This is a genomic window from Pelagibius sp. 7325, from assembly GCF_037652055.1.
Lineage (GTDB): Bacteria > Pseudomonadota > Alphaproteobacteria > Kiloniellales > Kiloniellaceae > Pelagibius.
In genome coordinates, this window is record NZ_JBBKAH010000002.1 from 721,496 (window position 1) to 740,529 (window position 19,034).

Here is a 19,034-nt window from a genome sequence, read left to right on the forward strand (position 1 = left end):
AGCAGCGGAGCGGGCGGCGGCATCCTGCACGACGTGCTGTGCGACCTGATGAAGGCGGCGTAAGCCAAGCTTTCATAGGGAATGCCAAAACGAGAAAGGCCCCTGCCGTCGGCAGGGGCCTTTTTCATTGCAGCGCTGCGGAGCCTCAAAGGGACTCCGGAAGCTTCAGCGGCTTACTTCAGCTTCTTGGAGTGCTTGGCGGCATCGTCCTTCAACGCCTTGGCCGGCGTGAAGCGCGGCTGCAGGGTCGCGGGCTTGGCCTTGAAGGTCATCGCTTCGCCGGTGAAGGGGTTGGTGCCCTTGCGCGCCTTGGTGGCTTCCTTGTAGCGCATCTTGAGGCGGCCGAGGTTGCCCAGGGGCACGCTGCCCGGCGTCTTCTTCGTGGTGTCCTTCAGCGCGAGCGCCGAGACGACCGGCCACAGGGCATCGAGGAGCTTGCTGGCATCCCGGCGGCTGAACTCGGTGCCCCAGGAGTCGCCGAGCTGCTTGGTGAGGGCCGCGGCATAGGCTTCGGCAAGCTGCGTTTTGGTCACTGTCATTTTCTTCTTCCTCGGTATGCGGTCCCGTCAGGATGCGGGAGCGGTCTGAAGGTTTGCGGTGATGGCGGGTGCCGCCTGCTTACGCAAGCTATGGTTAACGAAGCGTTAAGCGAATTGCTAGTCCGCTGTCACAAATCGCGCAAGGCAACCCCGAGATTCGGCCTTGATGCGGCATAAAACCCTTTTTTCATGGCTTCTGGACGCCGGCAGGCAGGCTGGTGACGGCCCCGCCCGACAGGCAGAACAGCGCGTCCTGCGGCTCCGGCATCGTGAATACGGCTTCCTTCGGCGCACCCGTGTAGAGCGTGCGCAGGATGCGGCCGGCAAGGCCGTGGCTGACGACGATGAGTCTCGCGTCGTCGGATTGCTCGGCGAGCCAGGCGCCGATTCGTTCGGCGACCATGGCATAACTTTCGCCGCCCGGCGGGACGTAGCCCCAGTGATCGCCCTCGCGAGCGCGCCATTGGTCGGGATAGAGATCCTCGATGTCGTTGTAGATCTCGCCCTCCCACCTGCCGAAGCCGCATTCCATGAGGCGCGGCTCCTGCACGATGGCGTCGGGATCATGGCCGGTGACCGCCGCGACGCAGCGCGCGGTGGCCAGTGCGCGCCCCTGCGGGCTGGAGATCAGGCTGTAGCGCGCCAGACCGGCGGCGCCGATCGCCCGGCGCAGGACACCCCCCATTGCCACCGCCTGGGCCAGGCCGCGCTCGGTCAGCGGCGAATCGCCATGGCCCTGCAGCCGGCCCTCGCGGTTCCACGCGGTCTCGCCATGGCGCAGCAGGTAGATCACACCGCCCCCCCTTTCCCGTCAAAGTGACGATATAGGCAATATATCGACGGTGGCCCACAATATCTTGTGGCATCTTGCCGCTTTCCGTTAGGATCGCCGCACAACTTTTCCCCCTCCATGCCGGGCGCCGTTGCCCCCGACGACGCCCGATGATGGACGCTTAGATGGCCCTGCTGACCGTTACCCACACCACGGTCTACCGCTACAAGCGGCCGGTGCGCTTCGGCGAGCATCGCCTGATGTTTCGCCCGCGCGACAGCCACGATCTGCGCCTGGTCGATGCGGCCCTGACCATCTCGCCGCGGGCCAAGGTGCGCTGGCTGCACGATGTATTCTCGAACTCCATCGCCATCGCCTCCTTCAAGGACGCCGCCGAGGAGTTGAGCTTCGAGAGCCGCATCATGCTGGACCACTTCGGGCTGGAGAATCCCAAGTTCAACATCGAGCCTTACGCCCAGACCTATCCCTTCAGCTATCCCGCCGAGGAGATCCCGGATCTCGGCCGCTCGGTCGAGCGCGACTTCCCGGACCCGGAGCGCAAGGTCGACGCCTGGGCCAAGGCCTTCCTGAACGGCAGTGGGCAGATCGGCACCCAGGAGCTGCTGGTGAACATCACCAAGGCGATCCACGAGCAGTTCAGTTACGCCCGGCGCTACGCCCTGGGCACCCAGTCGCCGGTCGAGACCCTGGAGGCCGGCCGCGGCACCTGCCGCGACCTCGCCGCCTTCATGATGGGCGCGGTGCGGGCGCTGGGCCTCGCCGCGCGCTTCGTCTCCGGCTACCTCTACGATCCGGCGCTGGACAACACGCTGCCCGGCGGTGCCGCCGAGGACGCGGAGACAATCCGCGGCGCCGGCGACACCCATGCCTGGGTGCAGGTCTACCTGCCCGGCGCCGGCTGGGTGGAGTTCGACCCGACCAATGGACTGGTGGGCGGCGCCAACCTGATCCGCGTCGCCGTGGCGCGCGAGCCGCACCAGGCCATGCCGCTGCAGGGCACCTTCTTCGGCACCGCCGACGACTTTCTCGACATGGACGTCGAGGTGCGCGTGACGCGGGGATAGGACGGAAAAGACCTCACCGCCCCGTTACCAGAGCGTCACCCGAACGTGACTGGCCTGTGATGGGGGAAGGTCATAGGTTTCTTCCATCATGCTGCGCAAACATCCATCCACCCTCGCTACTCTCTGCGCCACCGGCGCCCTGGCGCTGTTCGCGGGCGTCGGCTTCTGGGCCGTCGAGGCGGCACCGGACAGCGAGTCTGCGCTCGGCGCCAAGCCCGTAACGCTTCAGCTCGCCGCCGATCCCGCCGCAGAGCGCCCGGTGGTCGTCGAGCTGTTCACCTCGCAAGGCTGCAGCTCCTGCCCGCCGGCCGACGCCGTTCTGGGCGAGCTGGCCCATCAGCCCGGCGTGCTGGCGCTGTCGTTCCATGTCGACTATTGGGACTACATCGGCTGGAAGGATCCCTTTGCCGCGGCACAGTTCACCGAGCGCCAGCGCGACTACGCCGCAAAGCTGGGCCTGCGCTACGTCTATACGCCGCAGATCGTCGTCAACGGGCGCCAGGACATCGTCGGCTCGAAGCGTCGCCAGGTGGCGGACGCGATCGAGGAAGCCAGCCACAGCGCACCGGTGGTGAAAGTAACGCTGGACGCGGAGAACGGCGGGCGCGCGCTGCTGTCGGCGGGCCATGCACCCAAGGGCGGCGCCACCGTTTGGTTGATCACCTTCGACGACGCCCACGAGACGCAGGTCGCGCGGGGCGAGAACGGCGGGCGCAAGCTCATTAACAGCAACGTGGTGCGCGAACTGACCACGCTCGGCACCTGGGACGGCGAGGCGAAGGAATTCGCCCTCGACGTCGCCGCGGCGCGCGCCGAAGGACGCGGCGGCTGCGCGGTCATCGTGCAGGAAGGCCGCGGCGGTCCGGTGATCGGCGCCGCCGTGATGGACCTTGACGGGTCTTCGTAGTCAGGTCGTCGACAATGCGCCTCGCCCTTCGAGACGGCGGCTGCGCCGCCTCCTCAGGGTGAGGCATGTTTCCATTTCAATACAACGACCTCATCCTGAGGAGGGCTACAGGCCCGTCTCGAAGGATGCGGCAGCGAAGACTCCTTAGCCCGCCAGCAGTCCCTTCTCCACCAGCTTGGAGAGCCGCTGCGAGAAGGCGACGGCATCGGGCAGCGGCTCGCCCTCTATGATGCGCGCCTGGTCAAGCAGCAGCCAGGCGGCGTCTTCCACCACGCCGCCGGCGCCGTCCTTGCCGACCTGCGCCGCCAGCGCCTTCACCATGGCGTGGCCGGGGTTGACCTCCAGGATGCGCTGACTGGAACGGTCCAGCTGATGCTGCGCCTTCAGCATGCGCTCCAGATGCATGTCGAGATCGCCTTCGTCGGCGACGAGACACACGGGACTGGAGGTCAGGCGCTTGGAGACGCGCACGTCCTTCACCTGGTCCTTCAGGGTCAGCTTCACGAAGGCGATGAGCGCGTCGATGCCCGGCGCGGCCTCGTCCTGCTGCTCCGCTTCCGCGGTATCTTTCTTATCGCCGCCGCCAATACTGTCCAGGTCGGCGCCGCCGCGGGTCACCGACTTGAACGGCTTGCCGTCATAAGCCGGCACCATGGAGAGCCAGAAGTCGTCGACCGGGTCGCTGAGCAGCAGAACCTCGATGCCCTTCGCGGCGAAGCCTTCCAACTGAGGGCTCTTCGCCAGCGCCTTGGGATCGTCGCCGGTGATGGTGTAGATCGCCTCCTGCCCCGGCTTCATATCTTTCACATAGTCGGCGAGGCTCACCCAGCCCTCCCGCGTGGTGGAGCGGAAGCGCGCCAGCGCCAGCAGAGTATCGCGCTGCTGGCCGTCCTCGTAGAGGCCTTCCTTCAGCACCGGGCCGAAGGTCTCCCAGAAGTTCGCGTACTCCTCGGGGGCCGCTTCGGCCTTCTGCTTCAGCTCGCCCAGCACCTTTTTCACCAGTGCCTGACGGATCTTGGCGAGGCGCGGGTTGTTCTGCAGCAGCTCGCGGCTGACGTTCAGCGGCAGGTCCTCGGTATCGACGATGCCGCGCAGGAACCGCAGGTAGGGCGGCAGCAGCTCGGCGCAGTCATCGGTGATGAAGACGCGCTTCACGTAGAGCCGCACGCCCGGCTTGCGGTCGGGATGGAAGAGGTCGAAGGGCTTCTGCGAGGGCACGAACAGCAGGCCGGTGTATTCCATCACGCCCTCGGCCTTGAAATGCAGGCGCAGCCAGGGGTCGTCGAAGGCATGGCCGACGTGGTGGTAGAATTCCTTGTACTGCTCGTCGGTGATCTCGCTCTTGGGCCGCGTCCACAGCGCCGAGGCGGCGTTCAGGGTCTCGTCCGGCTCGTCCTCCTTCTTCGACTCCAGCACCACCGGCACGGCGATGTGGTCCGAGTAGGTGTGCACGATCTGACGGATGCGCTGGGCGTCGAGATACTCCTCCTCGCCCTGGCGCAGGTGCAGCACGATGCGGGTGCCGCGCGCAGGCGCGTCGGCATCCTCGGCGACGGTGAAGGCGCCGCGCCCGTCGGAGGACCATAGCCAGCCCCGGTCCTCGCCGGCGCGCCGGGTCGCGACCTCGACCTTCTCGGCGACCATGAAGGCGGAGTAGAAGCCGACGCCGAACTGGCCGATGAGGTTAGCGCCCTCGGCCTTGTTTTCCAACTGCTGCACGAAAGCGGCGGTGCCCGACCGCGCGATGGTGCCGAGGTTGTCGATCAGCTCCTCGCGGTTCATGCCGATGCCGTTGTCGGCGATGGTGAGGGTTCTGGCGGAAGGATCGGCCTTCAGGCGGATCCTGAAGCTGCTGTCGTCACCCAGGAGGCCGCCTTGGGTGAGCGCCGCGTGGCGCAGGCGGTCGCAGGCGTCGGCCGCATTGGAGATCAATTCCCGGAGGAAGATCTCCTTTTCCGAATAGAGCGAGTGGGCAACGATATCGAGGAGTCGGCTGACCTCAGCCTGGAAATTCATCTGTTCTTCCGCCATGGCCTTTCCATCCGTCTTTCTTGCGGCGCGGGTTTTGGGTCCTGAGCCGTCGCCCGCGATCCCCCGGAACACAAGAGCAGGGGACGCGACGGCCGCGTGACATATGCGCACATTCCATGTTCACTGCAAGGGCTCCTGGCCCCACCCGGAACGGGCCGGCGCAAAGGGGAAAGCGGATGGCAGCGAACCAGAAGGCCGACAATCGCGCCAAGGAACGCGCGGAAATGCTGCGCCAGATCGAGGCGGAGGTGCTGGAGACCGCCCACTGGCTCGCCAAGGACAAACTCGATCCCAGGGTGATGGCGGCCATGGCGGAGGTGCCCCGCCATGCTTTCGTGCCGCGCATGGAGGACGCCTACGCCTACCGCAACGAGCCCCTGCCCATCGGCCTCGGCCAAACCATCTCGCAACCCTACATCGTCGCGGTGATGACCGACCAGGCGGGTGTCGGCCCGGGCAGCCGCGTGCTGGAGATCGGCACCGGCTCCGGCTACCAGGCCGCGGTGCTGGCTGCCCTGGGCTGCGAGGTGTGGTCCATCGAGGCACTGCCGGAACTGGCAGAAGAGGCGGCCCGGCGCCTCAAGGCCGCGGGCTATGCCAAGGTGCACTGCCGCCAGGGCGACGGTGCCCGGGGCTGGCCGGAGGCCGCGCCCTTCGATGCCGTCCTGGTGACCGCGGCGGCCACGTCGATCCCGCCGGCGCTGATCGACCAGCTGAAGCCGGGCGGGCGCCTCATCCTCCCGGTCGGCGCGCCGGACGGCGTTCTGCGCCGCAACGCCAGCCAGCGCCTGCTGCGCATCGAGAAGGGCCACGACGGCGGCCTCACCGAGACGGTCATCCTGCCGGTCGCCTTCGTGCCGCTGGTCAGCCCACCGCAGGATTGAGAACCCGGAGGCCCGGAGGCCCGGAGCCCGGAGGAAGGACTAACCTCCCAAAATTCGTCACGAAATCGTCTTCCCCGGACCGACGACAGCCCTTGCAATGGGGCGGGAAAGTCCCGATTCTCTTGGCAAGATGTCGCTCTTCGCGCAAAGCCGGGTAACGGCCGTTCTCGGCCCCACCAATACCGGCAAGACCTACCTGGCGATCGACCGCATGCTTGGTCATTCGAGCGGCATGATCGGCTTCCCGCTGCGCCTGCTGGCGCGCGAAAACTACGACCGCATCGTGAAGATCAAAGGCGCGGCACAGGTTGCCCTGGTCACCGGCGAGGAAAAGATCCTGCCGCCGGGCGCGCGCTATTTCTGCTGCACGGTGGAATCCATGCCGATCGACCGGCCGGTCTCCTTCCTGGCCGTCGACGAGATCCAGCTGTGCGCCGACCCGGAGCGCGGCCACGTCTTTACCGACCGCCTGCTGCACGCCCGCGGCCTGACGGAAACCATGTTCCTGGGCGCCGAGACCATCCGCCCGGTGCTGCAGAAGCTGGTGCCGGAGGCCGAGTTCGTCACCCGGCCGCGCTTCTCGACCCTCACCTACACCGGCCCGCAGAAGCTGACCCGGCTGCCGCCGCGCTCGGCCGTGGTCGCCTTTTCCGCCGCCGAGGTCTATGCCACCGCCGAGCTGGTGCGCCGCCAGCGCGGCGGCACCGCCGTGGTGCTGGGCGCCCTCTCCCCGCGCACGCGCAACGCCCAGGTCGCGCTCTTCGAGGCCGGCGAGGTCGACTACCTGGTCGCCACCGACGCCATCGGCATGGGCCTCAATCTCGACCTCGACCACGTCGCCTTCGCCAAGCTCAGAAAGTTCGACGGCCGCGGCCAGCGCCGCCTGACGGCGCCGGAGATCGGTCAGATCGCCGGGCGTGCCGGGCGTCACATGAGCAACGGCACCTTCGGCACCACCAGCGACATCGGCCCCTTGGACGCCGAACTGGTTGACGCCGTGGAGAACCATCGCTTCGACCCCATCGCCTTCGTGCACTGGCGCAACGTCGATCTGGACTTCCACGACCCGGCACGGCTGCTGAAAAGCCTCGACGCGCGCCCGCCGCGGCCTGAGTTGCTGCTGGTGCGCAACGCCGAAGACCAGCTGGCGCTGGCCACCCTGGCGCGCGACCCTGAGATCGCGCAGCTCGCCACCACCGCCGACTCGGTGGCGTTGTTGTGGGAGGTCTGCCAGGTGCCGGACTTCCGCAAGATCCTCTCCGACCATCACGCCCAGTTGCTGTCCCAGCTGTACCTGCGCCTGATGCGCAACGACCTGCGCCTGCCGGAGGACTGGGTCGGCGGCCAGATGGAGCGCCTGGACCGCATCGACGGCGATATCGACCACTTGATCCAGCGCATCGCCCATATCCGCACCTGGACCTACATCACCCACCGCGGCGACTGGCTGGCCGACAACGCGCACTGGCAGGGCCGCGCCCGCGCCATCGAGGACGCGCTGTCGGATGCCCTGCACGAGCGCCTCACCCAGCGCTTCGTGGACCGCCGCACGGCCGTGCTGGTGCGCCGCCTGCGCGGCGAGGGCGCCCTTGTCGGCGCCGTCCGCAAGAACGGTGAGGTGCTGGTGGAGGGCGAGTTCGTCGGCTGCCTGAAAGGTTTCAGCTTCCAGCCCGATGGTGAGGTGACCGGCGACGACACGCGCCCGCTGCTGACCGCCGCCCGGCGCGCGCTGACCGGCGAGATCCCGCGCCGGGTAAAGCAGCTGGAGCAGGACAACGACGGCGCCTTCACCCTGGTGGAGGACAAGCTCACCTGGCGCGGCACGCCCTTTGCCCGGCTGGCCGCCGGCGACACCGTGCTGACGCCGCGCATCGAGGTGCTGGCGAGCGACTTCCTGGACGGGCCGGCGCGCGAACGCCTGCGCAAGCGCGCCGCCAGCTGGCTGACCCGGCACATCCGCGCGCAGCTGAAGCCGCTGATGAAGGCGCAGGAGGTGGAACTGTCGCCACCGGGCCGTGGCCTGCTGTTCCAGCTGGTCGATGCGCTCGGTACTCTGCCGCGCCAGCCCCTGGCGGCGCAACTGAAGGCGCTGACCAAGGCCGACCGCAAGGCGCTGGCCGAACTGGGTGTGCGCCTGGGGGCGGCCAGCCTGTTCCTGCCGAAGCTGCAGCGCCCGCGGATGGTGGAGTTGCGCGCGCGGCTGTGGGCGATCCGCCGCGGCGTGCCGCTGCCGGCGCTGCCGCCGGCCGGCGCCAAGATCTTCGATCTCGCGGACTACGAGGGCGTGCCTGCGGTCGAGGCCTTCTGCCACGCCGTCGGCTACCGCCGCATCACCCGCCAGGACCGCACGGCCTTTGCGGTGCGCGCCGACGTGCTCGAGCGCCTGTCGCGCGAGATCTACAAGCGCGCCACCCGGAAGCCGGAAGAAACCATGCCGGAAGCACCGGCAGCGGAAACGCCAGCACCTGAAGCCGGAACGGCTGCACCGCTCGTGGCGACGGAGACGGCGGTGCCGCCGGGGGAAACGCAAGAGACCGAAACGCCTGTGGCGACCTCGCCGGAAGTCGAAGCCGCTGATGTCGAGACGGTGGAAGCACCCGATGCGTCGGCGGATGCCGAGTCGAACGTCGTGCAACAGGCAGACGCAGTGGCCGCCCCTGACGCCGCAAACACCGGGCCGGACGCGCCAGTTGAAGCCGCCAAGGCCAAGCCGCGGTCTCAGCAGCGGGAAAAGAAAGCCCACAAGTCGGTACCCATCGTCGCCGACCCGGCGCTCTGCGCGCTGGCCGACTGCGGCGAGGCGGATTTGGAGGCGCTGTTCTTCTCCCTCGGATACCGCCGCCACGGCAGCCAGGACGGCCAGCCCGTGTTCCTGCGCAAGGGTCCCAGGAAAGATGCCCGCAGAGAAAGCGGCAGCGCCGAGGGCACGAAGGAAGCGCGCAGGCGCCGTGGCCGTAAGCCGCGCCGCGAGGCGCAGAGCAGCGGCGCCCTGGAAGCGCAGGCGCCAGGAGCCGAGATGCCCGGCACAGACGCGCAGCCGGCCCCGCGGCCGGAAGATGCGAGGCCCGAAGGCGCAAGGCCCGAAGGCAAGGGCAGGCGGCGCGGCCGGAACCGCGACAGGAATCGTGAGAAAGCCCCCGGCCAGGAAGCCGCGCAGAAGGAAGGTTTGCAGGGCGGACCGCATCGCAAAGGGGGCGGCAAACACGCCGGCAAGCATCCGGGCAAGGGCGACCGCAAGCCGCTGGACAAGGAAGCCATCGCCGCGCGCAAGGCGCGCCAGGAAGAGGCCCGCAAGCGCGAGGAGAAGCGCATGGCCGACTCGCCCTTCGCCATCCTGAAGCAGCTTTCCTTCGGCAGCCGATGAGGGGCCGATGAAGGGCGCGCAGACGCCTCCCCTTCCCGACAATGAAGGCGCCCTGCGCGCCGACAAATGGCTGTGGTTCGCGCGCTTCTTCAAGAGCCGCAGTCTCGCCACCCAGATCTGCCAGGCCGGCAAGCTGCGCCTGTCCGGCCACGGCGTGGTGAAGCCACACTACAAGGTGAAGGTCGGCGACGTGCTGACCTTTCCGCAGGGACACCATATCCGCGTCATCAAGGTGATCTCACTGGGCACGCGCCGTGGGCCCGCGAGCGAAGCGCAGGCGCTCTACGAGGACCTCAGCCCGCCGGCCCCAGAAAGCCGCCTGCCACGGGGCACGCCCGACGCACTGGCGACGGCGAAACGCGATCCCGGCACCGGCCGCCCGACCAAGCGCGACCGCCGGGCGATGGAGAAGCTGCGCGAGAGCGACTAGGACAGCGCCGCACGCTATTCAGACTCATCGCCCGGCGATAGGATGGCCGCATGCTCGATCCCCTCGTCCTCGCCGCCATCGCCGCGACATTTCTGCTCGCCGGCTTCGTAAAGGGCGTGGTCGGCTTCGGGCTGCCCACCGTCGCCCTGGCGCTGCTGACCGTCACCGTCGGCCTGCCACAGGCCATGGCCCTCATGCTGGTGCCCGCCTTCGTCTCCAACGTCTGGCAGTCGGTCGCCGGCGGCGGATCGCGGCAGGTGCTGCGGCGTATCTGGCCCTTCCTGCTGGCGGCGGCGGCGACCATCTTCATCGGCGCCCTGGCACTGACGCGCATCGAGGTCCGCTGGCTCTCCGCCCTGCTGGGCGTCATCCTCATCGTCTATGCTCTGGTGAGCCTCGCCGGGCTGCGCCTGACCCTCACCGCACGGCAGGCGGTCTGGGCGGGCCCGCTGATCGGCGCGGCCAACGGCGTGCTGACCGGCATGACCGGCTCCTACGTCGTGCCGGGCGTGCTCTACCTGCAGGGCATCGCCCTGCCGCGCGACCAGCTGATCCAGGCGATGGGCATGCTGTTCCTGGTGTCCACCCTGGCACTCGGCGCGGCGCTGGGCGGCAACGGCCTGCTCGAGGCCGAGCACGGCCTCCTCTCCGCCGCCGCGCTGGCGCCCGCCCTGATCGGCATGACGCTGGGTCAAAGCCTGCGCCGCAAGCTGCCGGAGCCGCTGTTCCGCAAGGTGTTCTTCGCCGCGCTGCTGGCGCTGGGCGCCTACATCGTCGCGCGAGCGGTGACCTGACACGTCCCGGCAGGTTCCTAGAGGCGGCACGACTTACAGCCGATCAAGCAGCGAGTAGTAGAGCATGCCGGCGACGAGGCTGGGCCAGCGCAGCAGGGTGCCGCCGGGAAAGCGCGGGATCGGTATGCTGGCCAGCAGATCGAAGCGTTCGGCCTGGCCGGCAATGGCCTCGGCCACCGCCTTGCCGGCCAAGGTGGTAAGCGCCACGCCCTGCCCCGAGAACCCCATGGCGTAGTAGACGTCGCCGTCCAGCCGCCCGAAGGCCGGCAGGCGGTTCAGCGTAATCGCCACCTTGCCGCCCCAGGCGTAGTCGATCTTCACGTCGGCCAGCTGCGGGAAGACTCGCAGCATGCACTTGCGCACCAGCCCCGCGATGTCGGCGGGATAGTTCTGGCTGTAGCTCTCGCCGCCGCCGAACAGCATCCGCCCGTCGGCGGAGAGGCGGTAGTAGTCGATCACGTACTTCGAGTCGGCCACCGCCGCGTCATTGGCGATGAGGGCGCGCGCACGCTCGGCACCCAGCGGCTCCGTGGCGATGATGAAATTGTTGATTGGCATGATCTTGGATGCGATGCGCGGCTCCAGCCCGCCGAGGTGGCCGTTGCAGGCGAGCACCACGAAGTCCGCCGTGACGTCGCCCTGCGCGGTGTGCACGACGGGCTTGCCGTTGCGGCGGACGATCTGCTGTGCCGGCGTCATTTCATGGATGAGCGCACCGGCCTCGCGCGCGGCACGGGCAAGCCCCAGCACGTAGTTCAGCGGATGCAGGTGCGCGGCATCCGCATCGTAGGCGCCACCGTGGTAGAGGTCGCTGGCGACGATGGCGCGCAACTCCTCACGGCTCAAGGGCCGGATGTGCGCATAGCCGTAGTCGTCGCGCAGGTACCGCGCGTGCTCCTGCATCTCCTTGCCGTGCTGCGGTTTGAAGCCGGCATGAATGATGCCGGGCTTCAGGTCGCAGTCGATGCCGTGCCGCGCAATGCGCTGTTTCACCGTGTTCTTGGCTTCCTCGCCGAGATCCCACAGCTGGCGCGCCCGCTCGGCGCCGACGATTTTCGCCATCGCCTCCGGGTCGATGCGCTGGCCGCCGGAGAGCTGGCCGCCGTTGCGCCCGGAGGCGCCCCAGCCGACGCGCTGCGCCTCGAGAACGACCACCTTGTAGCCGCGCTCGGCCAGGTGCAGCGCCGTCGAGATGCCTGTGTAGCCGGCGCCGATGACGCAGACGTCGCAGCGCGCGTCGCCGTCGAGCGGCGGCTGAGGCTCCAACCCCCTGGCGGTCGCCACGTAGTACGACGCCGGGTGGGGAAAGGCGTTCGCATGGGGCGTGGGCTGCAGGGTGGTCATGGAAGGAACGGCCTCGTCCAGGTATCAGGCTTGCCGGGCGAACCAGAGCGACAGGTTGTTCGCCGGCATCGTCTCGACGCGCGGTGCGGCAAAGCCCTCCTTCTCGGCCAAGGCCGCCACCGCCTCCAGATCGCGCACCCCCCAGGCCGGGTCCTGCGCGCGCAAGCCGGCATCGAAGGCTTCGTTCGAAGGCGCGGTGTGCCGGCCGCCGCGCTTAAACGGGCCGTAGAGGTAGAGGCCGCCGCCCGGCTTCAGGTGGCGCGCCGCCCCGGCGAAAAGGCCCTCAGCCGCCGCCCAGGGCGCGATGTGGATCATGTTGCAGCAGACCACCGCATCGACGGGGCCGTCCAGGGGCCACACGCACGCGGTGGCGTCGAGGTCGAGCGGCGCCTTGAGATTGGCTTGACCTTCGGCAGTGCGGTAAGCATCGATGCTGCGGCGGTTCGTCGCATCCGGATCGCTGGGCTGCCAGACGAGATCGGGAAAGCGGGCGGCGAAATAGACGGCGTGCTCGCCGGTGCCGCTGGCGATTTCCAGCACCGTGGCGCCGGCAGGAGCGTCGAGCGGCAGCCAGCCGGCCAGGACCTGGGCGATGGCGGCGCGATTGCGCAGGGTCGCCGGGGCGTGCAGGCGGCCGCCGCCCGGAGGCGTGCCGTGGGCCATGCCGCGGCCCTCCGGCTGGGGCGGGAAAAGCGGCTTGCGGGGCGTCATCGGCGGGCTTCCATGGCCGGCAAGCTATGCCAGCCGGAAGGGCCCCGGCAAGCACCAATGACCGCAATTCGGGCAGGGTTGCGCGGTTTAGCGGGGGGTGATAACCAGTGCCGTGCTTGATCGACTGAAAGCTTTCCTGGCTGGCCAAACCGACGCGCAGGACGCCCTTGCGGGCACCGGCGACAAGGTCCAGTTGGCCACCGTCGCCCTGCTGGTCGAGGCCGCTCAGATGGATGCCGAGTTCGGCGCCGAGGAGCGGGCCAAGATCATCGAACTGGTCGAGGGACGTTTCGGCCTGAGCGCGGCGGAGAGTCGCGAACTGTTGCAGGTGGCCAGCGAAAAGGTCGAGCAGGCGGTCGAGGTGTTCGGCTTTACCCGCGAGATCAAGAACGCCTTCTCGCCGGAAGAGCGGATCGAAATGATGGAAATGCTGTGGGAAGTGGCCTACGCGGATCGCGTGCTGCACAACCTGGAAGCCAGCCTGATGCGCCGGCTGGCCGGCCTGCTGCACGTCAGTGACCGCGACAGCGGACTGGCGCGCAAGCGGGTGCTCGTCCGCCTGGGCCTGGAAGACTGATCCCACGCGTTTTTACACGGCCCTGCGGCCCTCCGCGCCCGTAATGGCGGCGGAAGGCGGTCAAGTCCGGAGCAGGAACAAGAAGGTAGAGAAGACCGCCCCATAGGGAATAACCGGCGGGCGGCCGCATGAGGAGAGTAAAGTCGATGACCTATGTCGTCACCGAAGCGTGCATCAAGTGCAAGTACATGGACTGCGTTGAAGTCTGCCCGGTGGACTGCTTCTACGAGGGCGACAACATGCTGGTGATCCATCCCGACGAGTGCATCGACTGCGGCGTGTGCGAACCGGAGTGCCCGCCGGAGGCCATCGTGCCGGATACCGACCCGCAGGCCGAGACCTGGCTGGAGTTGAACCGCGACTACTCCGACAACAAGTGGCCGAACATTACCCGCAAGGGCGAGCCGCCGGCCGACGCCGAGGAACACCGCGACGAGGCCGACAAGTACAACAAGTACTTCTCCGACAAGCCCGGCAAGGGCGACACCTGAAAGGGCGCGACGTCTTCCCGACCCAAGAATATCGTCCTGTGAGAATTCTGAAGCTTGTTGTGGCCGGGACCGTCTGAATTAACCACCGGGACCCTTGGCCTGCCTGGATTGCAGGTAATCCTGCCGCTATTCAAAGGAAAACAACGGCCTTTCGCACCTGCGACAGTTGTTTTTCCACAGATAGTGTGATAAATTAGTTACATGAAAATCTGACCAGCAGCAGCGCGCCGTCGGCTCCCCGATGGCGCTGTTGTTTGTTTCGTGTACCGCATTCGGGACCAGGACCTTGCCAGCGGGCGGGACGTCCCCCACCTCGAGAGCGGCAGCAAAATTTCCCCCGCGCCTCGGCCATCCCCTAGGGGATGGCGGCACAAATGGGGGTGATAATTGGTGACCGGTAACCTGACAGTGATTGGGTAGCGCGTTATGCGACGGTCCGGAACAGGCGTTGAGGAACCTTCGGCCGGGAGCAGCCCTCCCCATAGGGGTTGCCCCGGCCAAACCAAATGCCGATTGGAGAGAGCGTAGCATGGCAAAGAGCGAATACGGTGAAGGTGATTACGTTGTCTATCCGACCCACGGCGTCGGCAGGGTACTGGGTATCGAGGCGCAGCAAGTCGGCGACATCACGCTCGACCTGATCGTCATTAAGTTCGAGAAAGACCGGATGACCTTGCGCGTGCCGGTCGACAAGGCCGCCAACTCCGGCCTGCGCAAGCTGTCCAGCCGCAAGATGATGGACACGGCCCTGACCACCCTGAAGGGACGCAGCCGCGCCAAGCGCACGATGTGGAGCCGCCGCGCGCAGGAGTACGAGGCGAAGATCAATTCCGGCGATCCGGTGTCGATCGCCGAGGTGGTGCGTGACCTGCACCGCAGTGCAGACCAGCCCGACCAGTCCTACAGCGAACGCCAGATGTACCAGGCTGCGCTGGACCGCCTGGCCCGCGAACTGGCGGCCGTCGAAAAGATCGACGAGACCGCGGCGGCGCTGAAACTGGAAAAGCTGCTGGCCGCCTGAAGCCACGGGCCAGCTACGGCAGCGTCCCAAGAGGCGCCGCCGATCATCTAACCGGGGAGCCGCCGCTTGGCGGCTCCCCTTTCTTTCTGGCTTCTTTCTGGCCCGGTCCACACTTTCCCCCCGACAAAGCCCGTGGAGTGTGAGAGTCTGGAGCGCAGCGATTCGTTTAGAGAAGGAACCGGCCCCGAGACCATGGGGGATCCGCAGAAGTTCACGAGGCTGCGCGCCGCCCGGCGGGTCTGGGCGGTTTCGTCTATTCACGGCGACATCGACGCGCTGAACCGCCTTCATCGCAGCATGATCCCGCATCTCAGGGGCGGCGATAAACTGGTCTACCTGGGCAACCTAATCGGCCGCGGTGCCCGCTCCTCGGATACCCTGGACAGCCTGCTGCGCTTCCGCAGCCTGTTCCTGGCGCGTCCGGACGCCTTCGCCTGCGACGTCGTGCACTTGCGTGGCAGCCAGGAAGAGATGTGGCAGAAACTGCTGCAGCTGCAGTTCGCCACGGACCCCCGCGCCGTGCTGCAGTGGATGCTGGACCAGGGCGTCGCCGCCAGCCTGGAATCCTATGGGATCAGCCCGGCCGATGGCCTGCGTGAGGCGGCCGCGGGCCCGCGCCAGTTGACCCGCTGGACCGGCGCCCTGCGCGAGCGCATTCAGGCCCGCCCCGGTCATTGGCAACTGCTAGGCAGCCTGCGCCGCGCCGCCTACACGGACGGCAACGGCGAGGCGGTGAGCAATACGGGCAGTGGCTTGCTGTTCGTCAATGCGGGACTGGACCCCAGCCGGCCGCTGGAGGCCCAGAAGGACAGCTTCTGGTGGGGCAGTGCGGCTTTCGCCGGCATCGACCAACCCTATGGCGGCTACCGCCGGGTGGTGCGCGGCTTCTGCCCCCAGGGGCCAAGGCCGCATCCGGGCCTGGAGCTGGGCGATTTCACCGCAACGCTGGATGCCGGCTGCGGCTTCGGCGGTCCGCTGCTGGCCGCCTGCTTCGCCGTCGACGGCGAAGTGCTCGAGCAGATCGAGGCCTGAACCGCCGCAACGGCCCCGCCGGCGGCTCTGACTCCCCCATCTCGTACGCATACAACTGAAACGATCATCCGTCCCGGCAGATCGCCTGGATCAACTATTCGCGAGCGCCGGCGGTGATCCATAGCCGCGCCCCCGGCGTATGCCCTAGTGTGACAGTCGGATATCCGCCGATTGATACGCATGAGCCAGGAAAGCCTTCCCAGGTGAGCTGAAGTGTTCGCCAGGGGGGCCCGCCAAGCAGGGTGGAGGGTGTCGGCATGCCGCAGTTCGAAGACACGCAGGCCCAGCGGGCGCAGGCTCGCTTCATCCGGCAGTCGATGGCGGAGCCCCTGCTGTCGCGCGATCGCGAATACCGTCTCGCCCGCTCGTGGCGGGAAGACGGCGACGCCGACTCCCTGCAGGAGTTGATTCGCGCCTATACCCGCCTCGTCGTTTCTCTCGCCACCAAGTTCCGCAACTACGGCCTGCCGATGAGCGATCTCATCCAGGAAGGTACGCTGGGCCTGCTGCAGGCGGCCAGCCGCTTCGAGCCGGAGCGCAACGTGCGCTTCTCGACCTACGCGTCGTGGTGGATCCGCTCGGCGATGCAGGATTTCATCCTGCGCAACTGGTCGATCGTGCGCACCGGCACCACGGCCTCCCACAAGACGCTGTTCTTCAACTTCCGCCGCCTGCGCGCGCGCATTGAGGACGCTTCCGGCCGCCCCTTCGATGACGAAGGCCGCCAGACCGTGGCCGACGCGCTGTCTGTGCCGCTCGGCGACGTCGCCCACATGGAGGGCCGCCTGTCGGTTTCCGACCAGTCGCTGAACGTGCGCCTGGGCGAAGACGGAGAGACCGAGTGGCAGGATCAGTTGACCGATGATCGCGCGAGCCCGGAAGACCTGGTGATCTCGTTCCACGACAGCACAACGCGCAACGAGTGGATCGAGCAGGCGCTGCTAGAATTGAGCCAGCGTGAGCAGACCATCATCCGCGCCCGCCGCCTCAGCGACGACTCGGCGACGCTGGAGGAACTGGGCCAGGCGCTGGGCGTCAGCAAGGAGCGCGTGCGCCAACTGGAGCAGCGCGCGCTGCAGAAGATGAAAAGCCTGCTGCTGGAGCGCGTGAAGCGGCCGACCGACCTCTTCGTCGAAAGCTGACGGCTACCCTTCCGACAGCAGCCTGAAGACGCCGACGCGCCCGGCGCGGCCGCGCATCTGGTGTTCGCCGAGATCCGCCACCCGCCAGCCGGGGCCGAGACGGCCGCGGGTTGCCGCCGACAGCAGGATCATCGCCGCGCTGTCCGCTCCGGTATCGACGGCGGCGGCTTCCTTGCCGTAAGCCTCCAGCCGGTTGGCGACATTCACCGTGTCGCCGATCAGCGTGTAATTGACGCGTCCCGGTGCGCCGATGTTGCCGACGATGGCCGGGCCCGAATGCAGACCGATGCGCATGCGAACCGGCGGCTGGCCGGCCGCAGCGCGCGCGCGGTTGTCCGCCTCCAGCGCAACAGCGACGGCCAGCGCGGCGCGGCAGGCGCGCTCTGCGTGGTCCGGTTGATCGTCCGGCGCGCCCCAGAAGGCCATCACCGCGTCGCCCATGTACTTGTCGAGCGTGCCGCCGGTCTTGTCGATTTCCGTGGCGATGAGGCCGAAGTGATGGTTCAGGAAGTCGGCGGTGTCGTGCGGCGTGAGCTTCTGGCTGGCGGTGGTGAAACCGACGATGTCGGTGAACATGACGGTGACCTGGCGCTCCTCCGACTCGACGCCATCTTCGCCGAGGCCGATCAGTCGCAGCACCAGGCTGCGCGGCACGTAGGTTTCGAACCAGCGCAGCCCCGACAGCATGGCGTTGAAAGCCTCGGCGGCGCTGTCCAGTTCGCGGAAGACGCTGCCCTTGGCGCGCGGCACGCGGCGGAAGTCGAAGCTGCTAACAGCGCGTGCCGCCTCCGCAAGGTCACGCACCGGGCGCGCGATGAAACGGCCCAGCACCACGGCGAGAAGCAGCGAGAGGGCGAGAATTGTCAGGCCGATCCAGCCGGCCAGCGCCACGCGATCGGTTTCCGAGGAGTCTATTTCGCTGTTGCTCGCGTAGACACCCATGTAGAGCTGCCGCGGCCCATAGCCGCCGATCACACGATAGAGGTAGTAGACGAAATCGCCGTCGACGCTGCGGCGATGGCCGAGCAGCGATCCGCTGAAATCCTCCAGCAGTTCCAGCGGCTGCTTGTCGTCGTTCCAGATCTCCGCCAGCAGGGGGTCGCCGACCTCGGCCAGGCTGGGCAGCGGCTTGGCCGGACCGAGGCCCGCCACCTCGCCGGTCAGCGAAGGATGTGCCAGGACTGCATCGCGGCCGTAGAGAATGAAGGGATGCAAGCCCGTCTGCAGCGCGTAGTCGTCGACGAAAATCGACAGCGCCCGCATCGACACCACCGAAGAGATGATGCCGGCGTACGCGCCGTCGATGCGAACCGGGGTGGCCACGGCGAGATGCGGTTGCATCAGGTTCGACACCCAGAAGATGCCGCCCCACATGGAGCGGCCTGCCGTGGCCATGTCCCGCACGACTCGCTGAACCTCGGCGTCCGGCTCCAACGGGTCGAAGTAGCGCACCGGACCGCTGTCCTCGCGCGCGACGCGCAGCGACCAGCCCTGATCGGAAAAATAGGCGATGCCCGTGACCTGCGGTGCCGCCGCCATCGCGCCCAGCATGGCGTCGCCGAGGTTTTCGCGGTTGCGGATGTCAATAGCGCCACGCCCGATCATGGCGGCGAGGTATTCCGACTGCTGCTGCGCCGAACCGAGGTGGTAGCCGATGCGGTCGATGAGGCTGGCGACCGAAAAGTCGGCGGTCTGGCGCAGCAGCGCGACCGTGTTTTTCTGGGCCGTGCCGAGCGCCACAAGCATGACGGAGGACACCGCGACCAGCACCAGCAGGCCGAAGCCGAAGATCAGCACCACGGCGATGGTGGGGCGCCAGCCATGCGGCTTTCTCCCGTTCTGGTCACCAGCCTGCTTGCCCGTGGGAGAACCGGGAGGCGGTACGTCGGTCTTTGTCACCTTGGAACGGC

At 67.7% G+C, this 19,034-nt stretch carries 17 protein-coding genes; 11 read left to right on the plus strand and 6 right to left on the minus strand.

Annotated elements, in window-relative coordinates; translation table 11 throughout:
• Positions 1-173: 173 nt before the first annotated feature.
• Positions 174-539 (minus strand): HU family DNA-binding protein, encoded by a 366-nt coding sequence (locus WDC82_RS05320; protein WP_340116220.1) that lies wholly within the window; start codon positions 537-539, stop codon positions 174-176.
• 187 nt (positions 540-726) lie between these two features.
• A complete protein-coding gene (locus tag WDC82_RS05325) occupies positions 727-1,332 on the minus strand; it encodes a histidine phosphatase family protein (RefSeq protein WP_340116221.1) in 606 nt (201 codons plus the stop codon).
• Positions 1,333-1,496: 164 nt separating this feature from the next.
• Between WDC82_RS05325 and WDC82_RS05330 the strand changes: the two genes are divergently transcribed.
• Both WDC82_RS05330 and WDC82_RS05335 read left to right on the plus strand, forming a co-directional pair.
• Positions 1,497-2,396: a transglutaminase family protein gene (locus tag WDC82_RS05330; RefSeq protein ID WP_340116222.1), complete on the plus strand. Its 900-nt coding sequence runs from the start codon at positions 1,497-1,499 to the stop codon at positions 2,394-2,396.
• An 88-nt stretch (positions 2,397-2,484) separates the two neighbouring features.
• Entirely contained in the window at positions 2,485-3,303 is an 819-nt protein-coding gene (locus tag WDC82_RS05335; protein WP_340116223.1) for a DUF1223 domain-containing protein, read from the plus strand.
• Positions 3,304-3,447: 144 nt separating this feature from the next.
• Here the strand turns inward: WDC82_RS05335 and htpG are convergent, their stop codons facing one another.
• The gene (gene htpG, locus WDC82_RS05340; RefSeq protein WP_340116224.1) at positions 3,448-5,334 is read right to left on the minus strand and encodes a molecular chaperone HtpG; all 1,887 of its coding nucleotides are present in this window, start codon (positions 5,332-5,334) and stop codon (positions 3,448-3,450) included.
• Positions 5,335-5,510: 176 nt separating this feature from the next.
• Between htpG and WDC82_RS05345 the strand changes: the two genes are divergently transcribed.
• The 4 genes from WDC82_RS05345 to WDC82_RS05360 all read left to right on the plus strand — a co-directional run bounded on the left by WDC82_RS05345 (position 5,511) and on the right by WDC82_RS05360 (position 10,806).
• The gene (locus tag WDC82_RS05345) at positions 5,511-6,218 is read left to right on the plus strand and encodes a protein-L-isoaspartate(D-aspartate) O-methyltransferase (RefSeq protein WP_340116225.1); all 708 of its coding nucleotides are present in this window, start codon (positions 5,511-5,513) and stop codon (positions 6,216-6,218) included.
• A gap of 97 nt (positions 6,219-6,315) precedes the next feature.
• Positions 6,316-9,582 (plus strand): helicase-related protein, encoded by a 3,267-nt coding sequence (locus WDC82_RS05350; RefSeq protein ID WP_340116226.1) that lies wholly within the window; start codon positions 6,316-6,318, stop codon positions 9,580-9,582.
• Between the two features lie 7 nt (positions 9,583-9,589).
• On the plus strand, positions 9,590-10,012 hold the full coding sequence (locus WDC82_RS05355; RefSeq protein ID WP_340116227.1) for an RNA-binding S4 domain-containing protein: 423 nt from the start codon (positions 9,590-9,592) through the stop codon (positions 10,010-10,012).
• A gap of 50 nt (positions 10,013-10,062) precedes the next feature.
• Positions 10,063-10,806 carry a sulfite exporter TauE/SafE family protein gene (locus WDC82_RS05360; RefSeq protein WP_340116228.1) on the plus strand — a complete coding sequence of 248 codons (744 nt, stop codon included), beginning with the start codon at positions 10,063-10,065 and terminating at the stop codon, positions 10,804-10,806.
• 33 nt (positions 10,807-10,839) lie between these two features.
• On the opposite strand, the gene WDC82_RS05365 is transcribed toward WDC82_RS05360, so the two are convergent.
• Positions 10,840-12,150 carry an FAD-binding oxidoreductase gene (locus WDC82_RS05365; RefSeq protein ID WP_340116229.1) on the minus strand — a complete coding sequence of 437 codons (1,311 nt, stop codon included), beginning with the start codon at positions 12,148-12,150 and terminating at the stop codon, positions 10,840-10,842.
• Between the two features lie 24 nt (positions 12,151-12,174).
• Complete coding sequence (locus WDC82_RS05370) at positions 12,175-12,861, minus strand: DUF938 domain-containing protein (protein ID WP_340116230.1); 687 nt, start codon at positions 12,859-12,861, stop codon at positions 12,175-12,177.
• Positions 12,862-12,973: 112 nt separating this feature from the next.
• Between WDC82_RS05370 and WDC82_RS05375 the strand changes: the two genes are divergently transcribed.
• From WDC82_RS05375 to WDC82_RS05395, 5 genes are all read left to right on the plus strand, one after another.
• Positions 12,974-13,438: a TerB family tellurite resistance protein gene (locus WDC82_RS05375; RefSeq protein WP_340116231.1), complete on the plus strand. Its 465-nt coding sequence runs from the start codon at positions 12,974-12,976 to the stop codon at positions 13,436-13,438.
• Positions 13,439-13,584: 146 nt separating this feature from the next.
• Positions 13,585-13,929, plus strand: coding sequence for a ferredoxin FdxA (fdxA, locus tag WDC82_RS05380; RefSeq protein WP_340116232.1), 345 nt, complete (start codon positions 13,585-13,587; stop codon positions 13,927-13,929).
• 529 nt (positions 13,930-14,458) lie between these two features.
• Positions 14,459-14,950 (plus strand): CarD family transcriptional regulator, encoded by a 492-nt coding sequence (locus WDC82_RS05385; RefSeq protein ID WP_340116233.1) that lies wholly within the window; start codon positions 14,459-14,461, stop codon positions 14,948-14,950.
• Between the two features lie 192 nt (positions 14,951-15,142).
• Positions 15,143-15,982, plus strand: a complete 840-nt coding sequence (locus tag WDC82_RS05390; RefSeq protein ID WP_340116234.1) for a hypothetical protein — start codon at positions 15,143-15,145, stop codon at positions 15,980-15,982.
• A gap of 257 nt (positions 15,983-16,239) precedes the next feature.
• Positions 16,240-17,124: an RNA polymerase factor sigma-32 gene (locus tag WDC82_RS05395; protein WP_340116235.1), complete on the plus strand. Its 885-nt coding sequence runs from the start codon at positions 16,240-16,242 to the stop codon at positions 17,122-17,124.
• Positions 17,125-17,127: 3 nt separating this feature from the next.
• Here the strand turns inward: WDC82_RS05395 and WDC82_RS05400 are convergent, their stop codons facing one another.
• Complete coding sequence (locus WDC82_RS05400) at positions 17,128-19,023, minus strand: adenylate/guanylate cyclase domain-containing protein (RefSeq protein WP_340116236.1); 1,896 nt, start codon at positions 19,021-19,023, stop codon at positions 17,128-17,130.
• Positions 19,024-19,034: the final 11 nt, after the last annotated feature.

Excerpts from the sequence above, each read along its gene's own strand:
- WDC82_RS05320 (WP_340116220.1), bottom strand. The coding sequence starts at position 539 with ATGACAGTGACCAAAACGCAGCTTGCCGAAGCCTATGCCGCGGCCCTC.
- WDC82_RS05330 (WP_340116222.1), top strand. The coding sequence starts at position 1,497 with ATGGCCCTGCTGACCGTTACCCACACCACGGTCTACCGCTACAAGCGG.
- WDC82_RS05335 (WP_340116223.1), top strand. The coding sequence starts at position 2,485 with ATGCTGCGCAAACATCCATCCACCCTCGCTACTCTCTGCGCCACCGGC.
- htpG (WP_340116224.1), bottom strand. The coding sequence starts at position 5,334 with ATGGCGGAAGAACAGATGAATTTCCAGGCTGAGGTCAGCCGACTCCTC.
- WDC82_RS05345 (WP_340116225.1), top strand. The coding sequence starts at position 5,511 with ATGGCAGCGAACCAGAAGGCCGACAATCGCGCCAAGGAACGCGCGGAA.
- WDC82_RS05350 (WP_340116226.1), top strand. The coding sequence starts at position 6,316 with ATGGGGCGGGAAAGTCCCGATTCTCTTGGCAAGATGTCGCTCTTCGCG.
- WDC82_RS05355 (WP_340116227.1), top strand. The coding sequence starts at position 9,590 with ATGAAGGGCGCGCAGACGCCTCCCCTTCCCGACAATGAAGGCGCCCTG.
- WDC82_RS05360 (WP_340116228.1), top strand. The coding sequence starts at position 10,063 with ATGCTCGATCCCCTCGTCCTCGCCGCCATCGCCGCGACATTTCTGCTC.
- WDC82_RS05365 (WP_340116229.1), bottom strand. The coding sequence starts at position 12,150 with ATGACCACCCTGCAGCCCACGCCCCATGCGAACGCCTTTCCCCACCCG.
- WDC82_RS05370 (WP_340116230.1), bottom strand. The coding sequence starts at position 12,861 with ATGACGCCCCGCAAGCCGCTTTTCCCGCCCCAGCCGGAGGGCCGCGGC.
- fdxA (WP_340116232.1), top strand. The coding sequence starts at position 13,585 with ATGACCTATGTCGTCACCGAAGCGTGCATCAAGTGCAAGTACATGGAC.
- WDC82_RS05385 (WP_340116233.1), top strand. The coding sequence starts at position 14,459 with ATGGCAAAGAGCGAATACGGTGAAGGTGATTACGTTGTCTATCCGACC.
- WDC82_RS05390 (WP_340116234.1), top strand. The coding sequence starts at position 15,143 with ATGGGGGATCCGCAGAAGTTCACGAGGCTGCGCGCCGCCCGGCGGGTC.
- WDC82_RS05395 (WP_340116235.1), top strand. The coding sequence starts at position 16,240 with ATGCCGCAGTTCGAAGACACGCAGGCCCAGCGGGCGCAGGCTCGCTTC.